12 protein-coding genes are annotated in these 16817 nt (G+C 54.2%); 5 read left to right on the forward strand and 7 right to left on the reverse strand.

Annotated features, from left to right (window positions below):
- Window positions 1-63 precede the first annotated feature (63 nt).
- Window positions 64-702 carry an NAD(P)H-dependent oxidoreductase gene (locus QN359_RS04930; protein WP_322248475.1) on the forward strand — a complete coding sequence of 213 codons (639 nt, stop codon included), beginning with the start codon at window positions 64-66 and terminating at the stop codon, window positions 700-702.
- A 72-nt stretch (window positions 703-774) separates the two neighbouring features.
- On the opposite strand, the gene QN359_RS04935 is transcribed toward QN359_RS04930, so the two are convergent.
- From QN359_RS04935 to dapC, 7 genes are all read right to left on the reverse strand, one after another.
- A complete protein-coding gene (locus QN359_RS04935) occupies window positions 775-2763 on the reverse strand; it encodes an ATP-binding cassette domain-containing protein (RefSeq protein ID WP_322248474.1) in 1989 nt (662 codons plus the stop codon).
- A 124-nt stretch (window positions 2764-2887) separates the two neighbouring features.
- On the reverse strand, window positions 2888-3790 hold the full coding sequence (prmB, locus tag QN359_RS04940) for a 50S ribosomal protein L3 N(5)-glutamine methyltransferase (RefSeq protein ID WP_322248473.1): 903 nt from the start codon (window positions 3788-3790) through the stop codon (window positions 2888-2890).
- Window positions 3791-3797: 7 nt separating this feature from the next.
- Window positions 3798-4925 (reverse strand): succinyl-diaminopimelate desuccinylase, encoded by a 1128-nt coding sequence (dapE, locus tag QN359_RS04945; RefSeq protein WP_322248472.1) that lies wholly within the window; start codon window positions 4923-4925, stop codon window positions 3798-3800.
- Window positions 4922-5320: a Spx/MgsR family RNA polymerase-binding regulatory protein gene (locus QN359_RS04950; protein WP_322248471.1), complete on the reverse strand. Its 399-nt coding sequence runs from the start codon at window positions 5318-5320 to the stop codon at window positions 4922-4924. Before QN359_RS04950 ends, dapE begins: the two co-directional genes overlap by 4 nt.
- A gap of 2 nt (window positions 5321-5322) precedes the next feature.
- Window positions 5323-6465: a PilT/PilU family type 4a pilus ATPase gene (locus QN359_RS04955; RefSeq protein WP_322248470.1), complete on the reverse strand. Its 1143-nt coding sequence runs from the start codon at window positions 6463-6465 to the stop codon at window positions 5323-5325.
- A 64-nt stretch (window positions 6466-6529) separates the two neighbouring features.
- Window positions 6530-7357, reverse strand: a complete 828-nt coding sequence (dapD, locus tag QN359_RS04960; protein ID WP_322248469.1) for a 2,3,4,5-tetrahydropyridine-2,6-dicarboxylate N-succinyltransferase — start codon at window positions 7355-7357, stop codon at window positions 6530-6532.
- 65 nt (window positions 7358-7422) lie between these two features.
- Window positions 7423-8649, reverse strand: coding sequence for a succinyldiaminopimelate transaminase (gene dapC, locus QN359_RS04965; protein WP_322248468.1), 1227 nt, complete (start codon window positions 8647-8649; stop codon window positions 7423-7425).
- Between the two features lie 328 nt (window positions 8650-8977).
- Between dapC and QN359_RS04970 the strand changes: the two genes are divergently transcribed.
- The 4 genes from QN359_RS04970 (at window position 8978) to ligA (ending at window position 16816) form a co-directional block, all read left to right on the forward strand.
- Window positions 8978-9574, forward strand: coding sequence for a hypothetical protein (locus QN359_RS04970; RefSeq protein WP_322248467.1), 597 nt, complete (start codon window positions 8978-8980; stop codon window positions 9572-9574).
- Window positions 9575-9813: 239 nt separating this feature from the next.
- Complete coding sequence (gene smc, locus QN359_RS04975) at window positions 9814-13338, forward strand: chromosome segregation protein SMC (protein ID WP_322248466.1); 3525 nt, start codon at window positions 9814-9816, stop codon at window positions 13336-13338.
- Window positions 13335-14423, forward strand: a complete 1089-nt coding sequence (locus QN359_RS04980; protein WP_322248465.1) for a cell division protein ZipA C-terminal FtsZ-binding domain-containing protein — start codon at window positions 13335-13337, stop codon at window positions 14421-14423. Before smc ends, QN359_RS04980 begins: the two co-directional genes overlap by 4 nt.
- Window positions 14424-14440: 17 nt before the next feature.
- On the forward strand, window positions 14441-16816 hold the full coding sequence (gene ligA / locus QN359_RS04985; protein WP_322248464.1) for an NAD-dependent DNA ligase LigA: 2376 nt from the start codon (window positions 14441-14443) through the stop codon (window positions 16814-16816).
- Window position 16817 lies beyond the last annotated feature (1 nt).

Consider the following 16817-nt stretch of genomic DNA (forward strand, 5'->3'; position numbering starts at 1 on the left):
TTTGCAGTACCCTTTGCCACTGCGCCGCACTGGCATCAATTTATCTCACCTAGAAAGGTTTTCATGAGCGATTTAATTCAGGCATTGAAATGGCGCTACGCCACCAAAAAGATGAACCCGGCCAAGGCTGTTCCCGAGGAAAAATTGGCACGTATTCTTGAAGCCATACGTCTGACTGCCACTTCCAGCGGCTTGCAGCCGTATGAAGTCATCGTCGTCACCAATGCCGAGGTGCGTGAGCGTATTAAACCGATCGCTTGGAACCAAGCGCAGATCACCGATGCCTCGCATGTGCTGGTATTTGCTGCATGGGATAATTACACGGCCGAACGCATCAATCACATGTTTGATCTGACCAATGAAGTTCGTGGTTTCAAAAATGAAGGTTGGGAAAATTATCGCGCCATGCTGTTGGCAAATTATCCAACACGTGACGCCGAAGTGAACTACCAACATGCTGCCCGTCAAGCGTATATCGGTCTCGGTACCGCGCTCATCGCCGCCGCCGCGGAAGAAGTCGATTCGACGCCAATGGAAGGCTTCGACCCGGCTGCGCTCGATGAAATTTTGAATTTGCGTGCACGTGGCTTGCGCAGTGTCGTGATACTGCCTTTGGGCTATCGCGAAGAAGATAAGGATTGGTTGGTGAGCTTGAAAAAAGTGCGTCGTGAAAATCCGGAATTTATTTCTGAAGTGAAGTAATTTCGCACGATACATTAAAAAAAGCTGCCAATTTTCGCTGGCAGCTTTTTTTTTGCAAGGCGCGGTGCCGAATTAACTGACCGCTTCCAAATACTCTTGTTGCTCAAGCCAATCGGCTTCGGTACTGTTGAGCTCTTTCACCAAATAGGCTTGGTCGAGCAGCAGTGCCTTGAGTTTTTCTTTGTTTTCATCGTTGTAAATGCTGCTCTCTTCGAGTGCGATGGCCAGCGCTTGTTTTTTTGCATTGAGCTTGGCTAACTCTTCTTCCAAACGTTTGATGCGTGTTTCTATCGGCTTGCGTGCTGCAGCCAAACGCTGACGTTCGTCGGCGTCACGCTTGCGTTGTTCTTTGTCATCGACTTTGGCAACAGGAATCGTCTTCGCCAGCGGCAGGCTGTCTTCCTTGGCCTTGCTTTTTGGCGGCAGCGCTGGCGTCGCGTCTTTTTGCAATTTGTTTTTGAACAGCCAATCTTTATAATCGTCGAGATCGCCGTCAAATGGCATCAGCTTGCCATCGGCGACGATGATGAATTCATCAGTGGTGGCGCGCAGCAAATGGCGATCATGCGAGACCACCACCAAGGTACCTTCAAACTGTGCCAGCGCATCGGTCAGTGCTTCGCGCGTTTCGAGATCGAGATGGTTGGTCGGCTCATCAAGCAGCAGCAGGTTAGGGCGTTGCCAGACGATCATCGCCAGTGCCAGACGGGCTTTTTCGCCACCGGAGAAGGGCGCGATCGGGCTCGTTACCATGGTGCCAGGGAAGTTGAAGCCGCCGAGGAAATTGCGCAGTTCTTGTTCGCGCACATTCGGTGCGATATGCGCCAAATGCCACAAAGGCGATTCATTATGGCGCAGCATTTCTACCTGGTGCTGGGCAAAGTAACCGATCGACAAGCCTTTGCCGGTCTGCATCACGCCTGACAGCGGGGCGATGTCGCCGACGATGGTTTTGATCAAGGTCGATTTGCCGGCGCCATTGACACCCAAGAGACCGATACGTTGGCCGATTTGCAGCGAAAATTTAACATCGCCAACGATGCGGCGTTCAGTGAAACTGTGATCGGTGGCCGATTCGACCCGATAGCCGCAATCGACATCTTCCATCACCAGCATAGGATTGGGGGCGCTCAGCGGTTCGCGGAACTCGAAAGAAAATTCGGCAGCGGCCCGCAGCGGGGCCAACTCTTCCATGCGTGCCAAGGCTTTGATACGGCTTTGCGCTTGCTTGGCTTTCGAGGCTTTGGCGGCGAAACGGCTGATGAACGATTCCAAATGGGCGCGTTTGCGGTTTTGCTTTTCTATCGTGCCGGCGGCCAGTATCAGTTGCGCAGCACGTTGGCGTTCGAAGGCGGAATAATTGCCGGAATAGCGTTTGAGCTTGCGTTCATCGATGTGGACGATGACATTGGTGACGCCATCGAGGAAGTCGCGATCATGGGAAACGATGATCAGGGTGCCGGCATAGCGTTTGAGCCAGTCTTCCAGCCAGATGATGGCATCGAGATCGAGATGGTTGGTGGGTTCATCGAGCAGCAAGAGATCAGATTTGCACATCAGCGCTTGCGCCAGATTCAGGCGCATGCGCCAACCGCCGGAGAAGCTGGCGATAGGACGGTCGATATGGTCGAGCTGAAAGCCCAAACCTATCAATAATTGTTCGGCGCGCGAACGTACCGTGTAAGCGTCGGCATCGGCCAAGTGGCCATACAGCTCGCCGATGGCGATGCCGTTTTCATAAGTTTCTTCTTGCGCTTCGAGTGCCGTCAATTCAGCTTCGAGGCGGCGCAGGGTGACGTCGCCATCGATGGCGTAATCGATGGCCGAGCGATCGAGCGCCGGGGTTTCTTGGGCCACATGGGCGAGTTGCCACTTGGCTGGGAATTCTATGCTGCCTTGATCCGGATGCAATTCGCCGCGCAACATTGCGAACAGACTGGATTTACCGGCACCATTGGAGCCGATCAAGCCGATTTTATCGCCAGGATTGAGGGTGACATCGACGCTGTCGAATAAAGGCTTGATGCCACGGGCGAGGACGACTTGTTGCAAACGTATCATATGAGCTTAAAAAAAGAGGGTGGCAGGGCGGCGCATTTGCTGCGGTGGCCCACCGTGAATCGGTAGCATGAAAATAAAAAACGGGCAAAGCATGCGTTTGCCCGTTGTACTACAATTTTACAGCTTATGCGCGGAACGCGGCTAATTGGCTTGCTTCGACTAGAAAAACCATGTCGTCACCGGCGCTGGTAGAGAGCCAAGTCAGGTTTAATTCGGGGAAGGCGGCTTCGGCAAACGCGCGTTCGTTGCCGATTTCCACCATCAGATAGCCATTTGGCGTCAGACGCTCGGCCGCCCCGGCGACGATGCGTCGCACTAAGTCCATCCCATCCTCGCCACCGGCCAGCGCAATCTGCGGCTCGTGTAAGTATTCTTTTGGCAATTTCCCCATCGAATTGGTATTCACGTAGGGTGGATTGGTGATGATCAGATCGTATTTTTTGTCTGGTACATTGGTGTACAGGTCAGACGCGATCAAGCTGATGCGGTCTGCAAGTTCATAGGTGGCGACATTGCGCCGTGCCACTGCCAGCGCATCTTCGGAAATATCGACGGTGTCGACATGGGCATGGGCAAACATATCGGCCAACATAATCGGCAGACAGCCGGAGCCAGTACACAGTTCGAGAATGTTGTTGATGTCATCGGGGTCGCTGACCCAAGGCGAGAAATGCTCAGGGATCAGTTCGGCGATGAACGAGCGCGGCACGATGACGCGTTCGTCGACGTAAAAGTTATAGCTGCCCAGCCAAGCTTCGTTAGTAATGTAGGCGGCCGGTACGCGATCCGAAGCGCGTCGTTCAATTACGCGCAAGACGGCGTCGATTTCTTGGTTCAGCAGTCTGGCATCGAAAAACGGCTCGATTTTATCGAGTGGCAGTTTCAGCGTGTGCAGAATCAGGTAGGCGGCTTCGTCGAGCGCATTCGCGCTGCCATGACCGAAAAATAGTTTTTCTTCGGTAAACCGGGTCACCGCATAGCGCAGTAAATCGCGCGGGGTTTGGAAAGTCGTTGCAGGGGTCGTCATGTCGGGCTTAGTTAAGTAAATTTTCCAAAGTGCGGCGGTAAATGTTTTTGAGCGGGTCGATATAACGCAATTCGATGTGCTCATCAATTTTGTGAATACTGGCGTTGGGTGGGCCGAATTCCACTACTTGCGGGCAGATTTTGGCGATGAAGCGACCATCTGAGGTGCCGCCCGTTGTCGACAAGGTGGTCGTCACGCCGGTTTCGGCTGCAATCGCGGCGGCCAAGGCGTCGCTGAGGGCACCTTTAGGCGTGAGGAAAGCCTGACCGCCTATGGTCCACGCCAGATCGTGTTTGACACCATGTGCATTCAACAGCGCAACCACGCGCTGTTGCAGGCTTTCGGCTGTGCTGGCGGTGCAAAAACGGAAATTGAAATCGACCACGGCTTGCCCTGGAATGACATTCGAGGCACCGGTGCCGGCGTGGATGTTGGAGACTTGAAATGAGGTCGGCAAGTAGTATTGGTTGCCTTCATCCCAGACTTCGGTCGTTAACGCCGCCAAGGCCGGTGCCAGCGCATGAATCGGATTGTCGGCCAGTTGCGGATAGGCGATATGTCCTTGTATCCCGTGCACGGTCAGTTTGCCCGACATGGTACCGCGGCGGCCGTTTTTGATGGTGTCGCCCAGTACATCGACCGAAGTCGGTTCGCCGACGATGCAATAGTCGGGCAACTCGCCGCGCGCCTTGAGGCGTTCGCACACCACCACCGTGCCGTCGATGGCCGGGCCTTCTTCATCACTGGTGATGAGAAAGGCGATGGAGCCACGGTGTTCCGGTTGTGCGGCGATGAATTCTTCGCACGCGACCACGAAGGCAGCGATCGAGGTTTTCATATCGGCTGCACCACGGCCGAATAACTTGCCATCTCTATGGGTAGGGGTAAATGGTGCCGATTGCCATTGCGCCAGCGGACCGGTCGGTACCACGTCCGTATGGCCGGCAAACACCACCAAGGGGGCCGTGCTGCCGCGCCGCGCCCATAAATTGGTGACCTCGCCGGAAACAATGGTTTCACACACGAAGCCCAAGGGTTCCAATAAGGCGATCAAATTGCGTTGGCAACCTTGGTCCAGCGGGGTGACGGAGTCGAGGGCGATTAATTGCTCGGTCAGAGCGAGGGTTTTACTCATGATGGTGTTCCAAAAATACCGGCGAATTGCGCTGCAGAGTAGCCCACCGAGACATGTTGGCTGCCTGTCTTGTCGGACATGTCGAGCAAAGGCCGTTTAATCAGTGTTGGCTGGCTGCTGATGAGCGCGATCGCCGTAACCGGGTCAGCGGCGGCGGTTTTTTGTTCGGGCGTCAGGGCGCGCCAAGTCGTGCCTTTTTTATTGATCAGCAGCTCAAGCGGCACAAATTTCAGCCAACTGGCGATGTCGGCCGCGGCTGGCGGGCTTTTTTTCAGGTCGTGAAACACCACCTCGATGTCGTGCTCGGTCAGCCAAGCGCGCGATTTTCTGACGGTGTCACAATTAGGGATGCCGTACAAATGTATGGGCGCGATGTCAGTGTGCTTACTCGTCATGGTTAAAGATTTAAAGTGAATTCGGTAAATGAGGCTTCTTCTTTCAGATCCGGTTCCGCCACTGGCAGTGGTGCCAAACTGCTAGCCGCTTCATTATTGAGCAGCCACAGCAGGTTGTTGGCCGAGTCGGCGTTGGCCAAGCCTTCTTCTTTCGTGATCAAGCCATCTTTGATCAAATTCATCAAAGCGCGTTCGAAGGTTTGTGATCCTGGCGATAAACTCTTTTCTATCGCTTCCTTGATCTGAAAAATATCGCCTTGTTCGATCAATTCCGATACATACCGCGTGTTGAGCATGATTTCGATCGCTGGACAACGCTTGCCATCGATGGAACGGATCAGACGCTGAGAAACGATGGCGCGTATCGACGAAGACAAATCCAACAGCAAGGCAGTCCGATTTTCCATAGGGAAAAAGCTGATGATACGGTTGAGTGCTTGGTAACTATTATTCGCATGCAAGGTTGCCAACACCAGATGCCCTGATTGGGCGTAGGCGATGGCGGCCATCATGGTCTCGAGATCGCGGATTTCACCGATGAGTATGCAGTCTGGCGCTTGGCGCAGCGAATTTTTCAGTGCTGTTTTCAAACTCTCGGAATCGCTGCCGATTTCGCGTTGATTAACAATTGATTTCTTGCTGCGGAACAGGTACTCGATCGGGTCTTCCAGCGTCAAGATATGGCCGGTGCGCACCTCGTTGCGATGGTCGAGCATGGAGGCGATGGTGGTTGATTTACCCGAACCGGTCGCGCCGACCACCAAGATCAGGCCGCGCTTTTCCATGATCAGTTCAGACATGATAGGCGGCAAGTTCAAGGTACTGAGCTTGGGAATATCGCCGGGCACGAAGCGAAACACTGCCGAAATTGTGCCGCGTTGGCGAAATGCCGACAAACGGAAGCGCCCGATGCCGGGCGCGCCGATGCCGATGTTGAGCTCATTTTCGCGTTCTAATACTTCCAGATGCTCAGGCGAAACTACTTCGCTCAGCAAGGAAAAAATATTCGCCTGATCCATTCTTTGTTGATTGATCGGCAAAAGATTGCCGTTAATCTTAAGATGGACAGGCGAATTTGTGGCGAAAAACATATCGGATGCGTGTTTTTCTTTCATTAACTGAAACAAACGTTCCATTGCCGCCATCATCGTTCCTTGCGCCCACGTGGGGCAATGAGTAAAAGTATCCGCGTATTACAAGGTGAGCGACTTATACGCCGCGCAGCAATTCATTGATACTGGTTTTGGAGCGCGTCTGCGCATCCACGCGTTTCACGATGACGGCGCAGTACAAGCTGTGGCTGCCATCGGCCGACGGCAAATTACCCGACACCACCACCGAGCCGGAAGGGATGCGGCCATAGCTGACTTCGCCAGTGGCGCGATCATAAATTTTGGTCGATTGGCCGATATACACACCCATGGAAATCACCGAGTTTTCTTCGACGATGACACCTTCGACGATTTCCGAGCGCGCACCGATGAAGCAATTGTCTTCGATGATGGTCGGGTTGGCTTGCATCGGTTCAAGAACGCCACCAATGCCGACGCCGCCGGACAAATGTACATTTTTGCCAATCTGTGCGCAAGAACCGACGGTCGCCCAGGTATCAACCATCGCGCCTTCATCGACATACGCACCGATGTTGACATACGAAGGCATGAGCACAACGTTTTTAGCGATGAAACTGCCGCGACGTGCGACGGCCGGTGGCACCACGCGGAAACCGCCGGCAGCGAAGTCGGCCGCGGTGTAATTGGCAAACTTGCTTGGCACTTTATCGAAAAATTGCATATGCTCGCCGGACGGCATGCAAATATTTTCTTCCAAGCGGAACGACAGCAGCACGGCTTTCTTGATCCATTGATTGACGTGCCAACTGCCGTCTATCTTCTGCGCTACGCGCAGCGTGCCATTATCGAGACCGGTCAGAACCTGTGCCACGGCAGCGCGGATGTCGGCTGGTGCTGCTTTTGGCGTCAACTCGGCACGTTGTTCCCAAGCTTGGTCAATGATTTGCTCTAATTGTTGTGTCATGATAATTTTTTCGAAAAATGTTAAAAATAAAAGCCTTGCTGCGGCGCCGGAATGGCACCAGTTGTTTATTCGCTTGTCAAACCTTTGCAAAACGCAACAATACGCTGCGCCGCCTCCAAGCACTCGGCGGTATCGGCCACCAGTGCCATACGGATGCGCTTGCTGCCCGGATTGATGCCATGCGCCTCGCGCGCCAAGTAACTGCCTGGTAAAACCGTGACGTGATATTGCTGATACAGGCGGCGCGCGAACTCGGTATCGCTGATGCCGCCCAATCCATCCACCTTAGCCCACAGATAAAACGCGGCATCAGGCAAATTGACTTCGAGCACATCTTGCAGCAGCGGCGTGATTTGCGCAAATTTTTGGATATATTTTTCACGATTTTCAATCACATGCGTTTCATCATTCCAAGCTGCGACCGAAGCGGCTTGTATCACCGGGCTCATGGCGCTGCCGTGGTAAGTCCGATAGAGCAAGAAATTCTTGATGATTTCGGCGTCGCCAGCGACAAATCCCGAGCGCATGCCAGGCACATTCGAGCGTTTCGACAAACTCGACAGGGTAATCAAACGCCGGTAATCGTCGCGCCCGAGCAGGCGCGCGGCTTCAAGGCTGCCGAGCGGGGCTTCGGCTTTGAAATAAATTTCCGAATAACATTCGTCGGCTGCGATCACGAAACCATAGCGATCGGACAAAGCAAACAATTCTTTCCAGTCGTTGAGCTTGAGTACCGCACCGGTGGGATTGCCAGGTGAGCAAATGAACAATAATTGCACCCGCTGCCAGATATGCTCGGGAATGCTGCTGTAATCAGGGGCAAAATTACGCTGCGGATCGGCATTGGCGAAATACGGTTCAGCCCCGGCCAAGTAGGCTGCACCTTCATAAATTTGGTAAAACGGATTGGGACACAGCACCAACGGCGCAGTATTGCCGGCTTGTTCGGTATTGACGATGGTCTGAGCCAAGGCAAACAAGGCTTCGCGCGAGCCGTTAACGGGTAAAATTTGTGTCGCCGGATCCAGTGCCGGAATCGCGTAGCGGCGCGCCAACCACTGTGAAATCGCGCTACGCAAAGCTTCCGAGCCGGCCGTCGAGGGATAGCTGGCCAAGCCACCGAGATGGTCGCGCAGCGCTTGTTTGATCAATTCCGGCGTCGGGTGCTTCGGTTCGCCCAGCCCGAGGCTGATCGGGCTGTACGCCGGATTAGGAGTAAGATCGGCGAAGAGTTGCTTGAGCTTTTCAAACGGATAGGGCTGCAATTTGGCAAGGTGTGGATGGAAAGTCATCTTTTAGTCTGGTAAGCGTCGCAGGCGCAGCGAAAAAATTGGCAAGACGCAGCTTCTGCGCCTACCATAGGATCAAAATATAGATTGCCAATCGAGACCGCGCCCACAGCGGTCGACTGACAGTCCCGTATTATAAGCTGATGTAGCGGGTGAGTCATTGCTGCCAGTGCAAGGAATTGGTCCCAATGCATCTTTTATTCCAAGCTTAAGGTAAAATCCGGCTGAGCTTGATACAAAAACGCACACAGCTTTACATGTGGGTGCTAGGCACGATTTGTCATATCAATTAGACTGCGCCACTTGTGTGGCATTTGAACTGAGAAAACCAATGAAAAAAAGTAAACTGAGCTTGTTGACTGCCTGTGCCGCCGGCGCACTGTTGCTGGTCGCATGTGGTGGCAGCTCTACCAATACCGTGATCGGTGGCACGGTGACCGGTTTAGCCAGTGGTACGACGGTCAAGTTATATAATAATCTGACCAATTCGGCCGTAATCAGCAGCAACGGCGGGTTTTCGTTTTCGCAAACCTTGCAGCCCGCTCAAACCTATAGTGTGACGGTTGGGGTTCAGCCGGTTGGCCAAATTTGCAGTGTCCTCAGCGGTGTCGGCGTCGTTCCTACTGGTGGCGCAACGATCACGAGCATCACGGTCAGTTGCACAACAACGATCAACAGCACCGACATCGTGCTCGGTAATATTTCCGGGCTCAGCGCCGGCAGTTCCGTGACCTTGCTCAATAATGGCAAAGATACCGTCACCGTCGGTGCCAATGGTGGCTTCGCGTTTCCGAGTGCCGTAGCGGCCGGCCTGCCTTACAGCGTGAGTATCTCGACTGCCAGCCCGGGCTTGAACTGCGTGCTCAGCAATGCCAGCGGCACCATGCCGGCGACGGGTTCGATCACACCAGTCAACGTCGCCTGTTAATTTTTTTACCAGTTCTTGGTGTGTCACCGTCATCGCGGTGGCACACTTTTTCTTTTTCAGGGTAAAAAGCGTGTTTTTTTACCATTTCTGAAGCTTCTGTTCACCGTAAAGACCAAAATTTCACCCGTCAAATGATATGATGCAAGGATACTGGCTTCCCTGAGCCCCTGCCGGTGCTCGCAGCCTTAATACTGCGAGACAGCCGGATTTGACTGCAAAAGATACTTCAATTTTATACAGTGCGATTAACTTCTATTAAGCTGTCGGGTTTCAAATCTTTCGTTGATCCCACTCATTTTCAAGTTCCAGGACAATTGGTCGGCGTAGTCGGGCCAAATGGCTGTGGAAAATCCAATATCATCGACGCGGTGCGTTGGGTGCTGGGCGAATCAAAAGCTTCGGAGTTGCGCGGCGAATCGATGCAAGACGTCATCTTCAACGGTTCTACCCATAGAAAACCGGCTGGTCGTTCCTCAGTCGAATTGATTTTTGACAATAGTCTGGGCAAAGCGGCTGGGCAATGGAGTCAGTACGGTGAAATCGCGGTCAAGCGCACGCTCACGCGCGATGGCACCTCGACTTATTACATCAATGGCCAGGCCGTGCGCCGGCGTGATATTCAAGATATTTTCCTCGGTACCGGCTTAGGTCCGCGCGCTTACGCCATCATCGGCCAAGGCATGATTTCGCGCATCATCGAAGCGCGCCCGGAAGAACTGCGCATCTTTTTAGAAGAAGCGGCCGGCGTATCACGCTATAAAGAGCGGCGGCGCGAAACCGAAAACCGGATTCACGACACCCACGAAAATTTGGTGCGGGTCGATGACATTTTGCGTGAGCTTAATGCCAATCTGGAAAAGCTGCAAGCGCAAGCCGTGGTCGCCAATAAATTCCACGAATTGCAGGGTGATCAAGAAGAGAAGCAAAAATTGCTTTGGTTGCTGCGCAAGAACGAAGCGGCGGCGGAGCAGCACAAGCATTTTACCGAAATTGAAAAAACCCAGCTCGACTTGGAAGAGCAAACCGCCCGTTTGCGCCACGTCGAACTTGAGCTCGATCAAATGCGCCAAGCCCATTATGCGGTTGGTGATCGCATGCATCAGGCGCAAGGCCACTTGTACCAGACCAATGCAGAAATCGGTAGCCTGGAAGCACAGATCAAATTTGTCATCGAGTCACGCAGTCGTTTGCAAGTGCAATTGCAATCGTTGACGGCGCAACGCGATCAATGGCAGCACCAAAGCGTGCAGTTGCAAGATAGTTTGGACATGGCTGAAATCGAGGTTGAAGAGTTGGCGATGCGTGCCGAACAAGCCAGTGAGACCGCCTTGTCGCAGCATGACACCTTGCCGGCACTGGAGTTGAGTTGGCGTCAGGCGCAAGTGAGCACCACGGAATCGCGCGCCACCATCATGCAGATGCAACAGCAGATTGAACTCGAATCAGCTCATCAGCGCAATGCATCGAATATTCTCAATACTTTGGCAGCACGCAAAGAACGTTTGCAACAAGAAAAACACGGGCTGGCTTTGCCGGACAGTTCGCATCTGGAAAATTTACAGTACCAGCTGGAAGAAAAGCAGCAAGTGATGGAAGACCTGACGCTGCAACTCGAACAAGCGCAGCATAATTTACCTGACTTGGAAGAGCAACGTAAGCTGGCGCAACAAGAAGTGCAGCGCGATGCGGCCGAATTGGCCCAGCTCGAGGCGCGCTTATTGGCGCTTAAGCAGTTGCAAGAAAAAGTACAAACCCAAGGTAAAGTCCAGCCTTGGTTGGATAAGCACGAACTCGGCAGCTTACCTAAGCTCTGGCAAAAATTGCATATCGAAGGTGGGTGGGAAACGGCTTTGGAAGCGGTGTTACGTGAGCGTACCGCCGCCTTGGAAATGTCGAATCTCGACTGGGCCAAAGCCTTTTTCAATGATGCGCCACCGGCCAAGCTGGCCGTGTTCAGCCCGCAAATACAGGCCAGTCAGCAGCTTGCCGAGCCTGGCTTGAAGCCATTTATTGACCTGCTGCAGCTCAATGACGCCGGCGTGCGTGGTGTCTTGCAAGACTGGCTCGCACATATTTATGTCGCGGCAGACCTCACTTCAGCCTTTCTTGACCGTAGCAAACTGCCGCCCGGTGCCAGTTTTGTCACCCGCGAAGGGCATTTGATTGCGCGTAGCAGTGTGCGCTTTTATGCCGCCGATTCGGAACAAGATGGCGTACTGGGGCGGCAACAGGAAATCGACAACCTGGGCAAACAATGCCGGGCGCGCCAATTGCTGGCCGAACAAGCGAAGGCACGCGCAGTGCGTGCCGAGGCTCTCTATAGTCAAGCCAGTCAGCAATTACAAGAATTGCGCCAACGCGTGGCCAGTCTGACGCAAACGACCCATAGCTTGCAGATAGAAACCATGAAGTTAGCAGAAGTGCAAAGTCGCTTCAATCAGCGCAGTACCCAAATCGGCAACGACTTGGCCGAAATCGCCGCGCAAGAAAGCGAACAGCAACAGGCGCGCGCCGAATCCGAGCAAAAGTTTGAAATGCTCGACATGGAATTGGCTCAGGTGCAAGAAGCGCATGAAGACGGCCAAACCATCTATCTGGAAAAAGAGCAGCAATTGAATCAGGCGCGGCAACGCTTGCGCGACTTGGAATTGGCGGCGCAAGAGGCGGCGTTTGCGGAAAAGTCGCACCGTAGCAAGATGGAAGAATTGCGTAGAAATATCAGCACGGCGCGCGAGCAGTCGGCCCAATTATTTGCCAGCATGCAGCAAGGTCAACTCGAACTCGAAACCATGAATGACCAAGCCGCCCAAGCCGGCTTACAGGATTTGCTCGACCGCCGCAGCGATCAAGAACGTGCGCTGGCCGATGCACGCCATGAGCTCGATCAATTGACGCAACAATTGCGCACGCACGAAGACAATAAAACCCAGACCGAGCGCAGTTTGCAGCCACAACGCGACCGCATCGTGGAATTGCAACTCAAGGAACAGGCGGCACGCCTGGCACAGGAGCAATTTGCAGAGCAATTGCGCAATTTTGAAGTCGATGAAGCCAAGCTGTCAGAAAAATTGCATGCCGATTTGAGACCATCCTACCTGCAAGGCGAAGTGACGCGACTCAATAATGCCATCGCCGCCCTCGGTGCTGTGAATATGGCGGCGCTCGATGAGTTGAAACAAGCCAGCGAACGCAAGACTTTCCTCGATGCACAGCATGCCGATTTAAGCGAAGCGATCACCACCTTACAAGATGCGATCCACAAGATCGACATCGAAACACGGGCACTGTTACAAGACACCTTCGACAAGGTCAATCATCATTTTGCCGAATTGTTTCCGATTTTATTTGGCGGTGGCCAAGCGCGTTTGATCATGACCGGCGACGAAATTCTCGATTCCGGCGTACAAGTCATGGCGCAACCGCCGGGCAAGAAAAACGCCACCATTCACCTCTTGTCGGGTGGTGAAAAAGCATTGACCGCGACGGCCCTGGTATTTTCTATGTTCCAACTCAATCCGGCACCGTTTTGCCTGCTCGATGAGGTCGATGCGCCGCTCGATGATTCAAATACCGAACGTTTCTGCAATATGGTGAAACGGATGTCGGTGAATACCCAATTTTTATTTATCTCCCATAACAAAATTGCAATGGAGATGGCGCAGCAGTTGATCGGCGTCACCATGCAAGAGCAGGGGGTTTCCCGAATTGTGGCGGTGGATATGGAATCCGCCGTTCATTTTGCTACTGAGGTTCAAGCGGCATGACAGATTTTCAATTAAGTTTATTAGCAGTTGGTGGCAGCTTGGTGGTCGCCGTAGTGGTTTTCAATAAATGGCAAGAATATAAGGCCAAGAAAACCGTCGACAATGCCTTTGCCGATGGCGGTGACGATGTGTTGCTGCAACCAAGTGCAGCAATCACCGACAACTTGCAACGCCAAGAGCCGGTGCTCGATGACGGCCCTTCTGCCGTCGCGGAGTGTGAAGAGTTGGCTGTAGCGCCACCGTCCGAGTCGGCAGCAGAGAGCCACACTACGCCGCGCAATAGCCCGGAAAAAGAATTGCCGGTCGATGAGCTGATCGATTGTGTGGTGCCCTTGGAATTTGAAACGCCAGTCCGTGGCGAAAAAATTCTCAGCGAAATCGCGGAATTGAAATACATCGGCAAAAAGCCCGTGCATTTCATCGGCCTGTGCAGTGATGGTCAACGCGATGTCATTGCTACTGGCAGCGCCTACACCAGCCTGTTTGCCGGCATACAGATGGTCAGCCGCAGCGGGCCACTGAGTGAGCTCGAGTATTCGGAATTCATCATGAAATTGCGTGCGATTGCCGATAATCTCAATGCCCACCCCGATATTCCCGACATGACGCAGGTCATTTTGCAAGCGCGCGAGCTGCACCATTTCGTCGCCGAACATGATGCGCAATTGAGCGTCAATATCGCCGCCAATGGCGCGCCTTGGGCCTTGAATACCTTGCTGTCAGCCTTGGAGAAAATGGGATTCGACCAGCGCCCGGATGGACGGTTGATGATGCCAGACGGTGAGGGCGGCAGTTTGTTTACGCTCTCCACCAATGTCGGTGTCAGCGAAACCCTGACTGCTCGCTTGACGCTCTTGCTCGATGTGCCGTGTGTCGCTCCCTCGCGTGATGGTTTCGGTGCCATGGCAGCCTGTGCTCGCTCGCTCGCCACCCGTCTCGGTGGTACCGTGGTCGACGATGGCAATGCGCCGATATCGAAAGCCGCGCTCGATGAAATCGCCGGTCAAGTCAATGAATTTTATGCGGCGATGGCGGAATCGCAGATCGCCGCCGGTTCGGTACGCGCCCAGCGTCTGTTCAGCTGAGCCGCGCGCACCAGTCCATGCAAGACGATTTCTTTTCTGCTGCGGCCACGCCGGCTGCTACTGCGGCTTTGCGCGCCGCAGCTTTGCGCGACGAGCTCAACTTACATAGCCACGCTTACTACGTGCTCGATAATCCGACTCTGCCCGACGCCGAATACGACAAGCTGTTCGCCGAACTGCAGCAGCTCGAAATAGCTTTTCCCGAATTACTGGTGGCCGATTCGCCGACCCAACGCGTTGGCGGTGCCGCCTTGCCGGAATTTTCGCAAGTCAAGCATGCCGTGCCTATGTTGTCGCTCAATAATGGCTTTGCCGCTGAGGATGTGCTCGGTTTCGATAAACGGGTACGCGAAAGCCTGGGCAGTACCGCCGACATCGAGTACGCCATCGATTTGAAATTCGATGGCTTGGCCATCAATCTGCGTTATGTTGACGGCGTATTTACTCAAGCTGCCACGCGTGGCGATGGTTTTGCCGGCGAAGATGTAACGGCCAATATACGCACCGTGCGCAGCATTCCATTACGCTTGCAATCGGCTAATCCGCCGGCAATTCTCGAAGTGCGCGGAGAAGTCTTGATGTTCAAGGCCGATTTTGCCCGCCTCAATGAACGCCAACGTGCTGCCGGTGCCAAAGAGTTCGCCAATCCGCGCAATGCTGCGGCCGGCAGCTTGCGCCAACTCGATTCAAAAGTAACGGCCCAGCGCAGCCTGAGTTTTTTTGCCTATGGCATAGGCATGCTCGAAGCTGCGCCGCTGCCGGCTTCGCAGCGTGGCTTACTCGATTGGTATGCCGAGCTCGGCATCCCGGTATGCCGCGACAATGCCGTGGTGCGCGGTGCCTCGGCCTTGTTGGAATTTTATCGCGACATGCAAAATCGGCGTGCCGCCTTAGCCTATGAAATCGATGGCGTGGTCTACAAGGTCAATGACTTTGCCGCGCAAACCGAACTCGGTTTCGTCGCACGGGCGCCGCGCTTCGCCTTGGCACATAAATTTCCGGCCGAAGAGGCGCTGACCATACTGTTGGGAATCGATATACAAGTCGGTCGCACCGGTGCCTTGACGCCGGTGGCGCGCTTGGCACCGGTAGCTGTGGGCGGCGTGACCGTCACCAATGCCACCTTACACAATGAAGACGAAGCGCGCCGCAAAGACGTGCGGGTGGGCGATACCGTCATCGTCCGCCGCGCCGGTGACGTCATTCCTGAAGTGGTCGGCGTGGTATTGGAACGCCGTCCGCAACCGGCCCCGCCACCTTTTGAAATGCAGAAAACCTGCCCGGTCTGCGGTTCGCATGTGGTGCGCGAAGCCGGCGAGGCGATTGCGCGCTGCTCCGGCGGTTTATTCTGCTCGGCCCAGCGCAAAGAAGCGCTGCGCCATTTCGCGGCACGCCGCATGATGGATATCGATGGCCTCGGTGAGCGCTACATCGATCACTTGGTCGAACTCGAGTATGTACACGGCATCGCCGACCTGTACACGCTCAGTCTGAGTGATTTGCTGGCCATGAAACAGCGTGCCGATGAGCGCGATGGCATCACGCCGGAAAGTGTCACGCAAGGAAAAATCGCCAGCAAATGGGCTGAGAATTTAATCGCCGCGATTGCCGCCAGCAAGCGCCCGCCACTCGATCGTCTGCTGTTTGCACTCGGCATACGCCATGTCGGGGAATCGACCGCCAAGACGCTGGCAGACTGGCTAGGCAGTTTGGCGCTGGTACGACGGGCCCCGGTCAGCCTGCTGCGCGTGTTACCCGATATCGGCGCGACGGTGGCCGTATCGATTGCTGATTTTTTTGCCGAAACAAAAAACCAACAGGCGCTCGATGCCTTGTTGGCGGCCGATGTACAAGCAAGCGACGAGCACGCACCGAGCGCGAAACTGCGCGATTGTTTGCAGCCAGCCGAATTATTGGCGGCCTTGGCGATTCCCAAACTCACGCTCACGCGTTGTCGCCAATTGCAAGAACGCGGCCTTAGCTTGGCCAGTCTGGCGCAATTCAGCGGCGGTGGATACACCGATTTCGGCTTACCGGCCGAGGTGAATGCCGCTTTACTGCGGTGGTTAGACGACACTGCGAACCGAAACAGCTTGTCGACACTGGCGCTTTTGTGCGAGGATTTGTTGGCCAGCTTGCCTCAGAGCAGTGATGTAGAAGGGCACTTGGCGGGTAACACCTTCGTGCTCACCGGAACCCTGCCGACCCTCAGTCGTGATCAGGCTGCGGCCATGATCGCAGCTGCCGGCGGCAAGGTTTCCGGTTCAGTCTCGAAGAAAACTAATTATCTGCTGGCCGGCGAAGAGGCTGGTAGCAAGCTGGTGAAAGCACAAGAATTAGGCATCACTATTTTGACAGAAGCAGATTTGCTTCAACTTTGTTCCCGGAGCTGAA

This window comes from Undibacterium sp. 5I2 (genome assembly GCF_035019605.1).
Classification (GTDB): domain Bacteria; phylum Pseudomonadota; class Gammaproteobacteria; order Burkholderiales; family Burkholderiaceae_D; genus Undibacterium.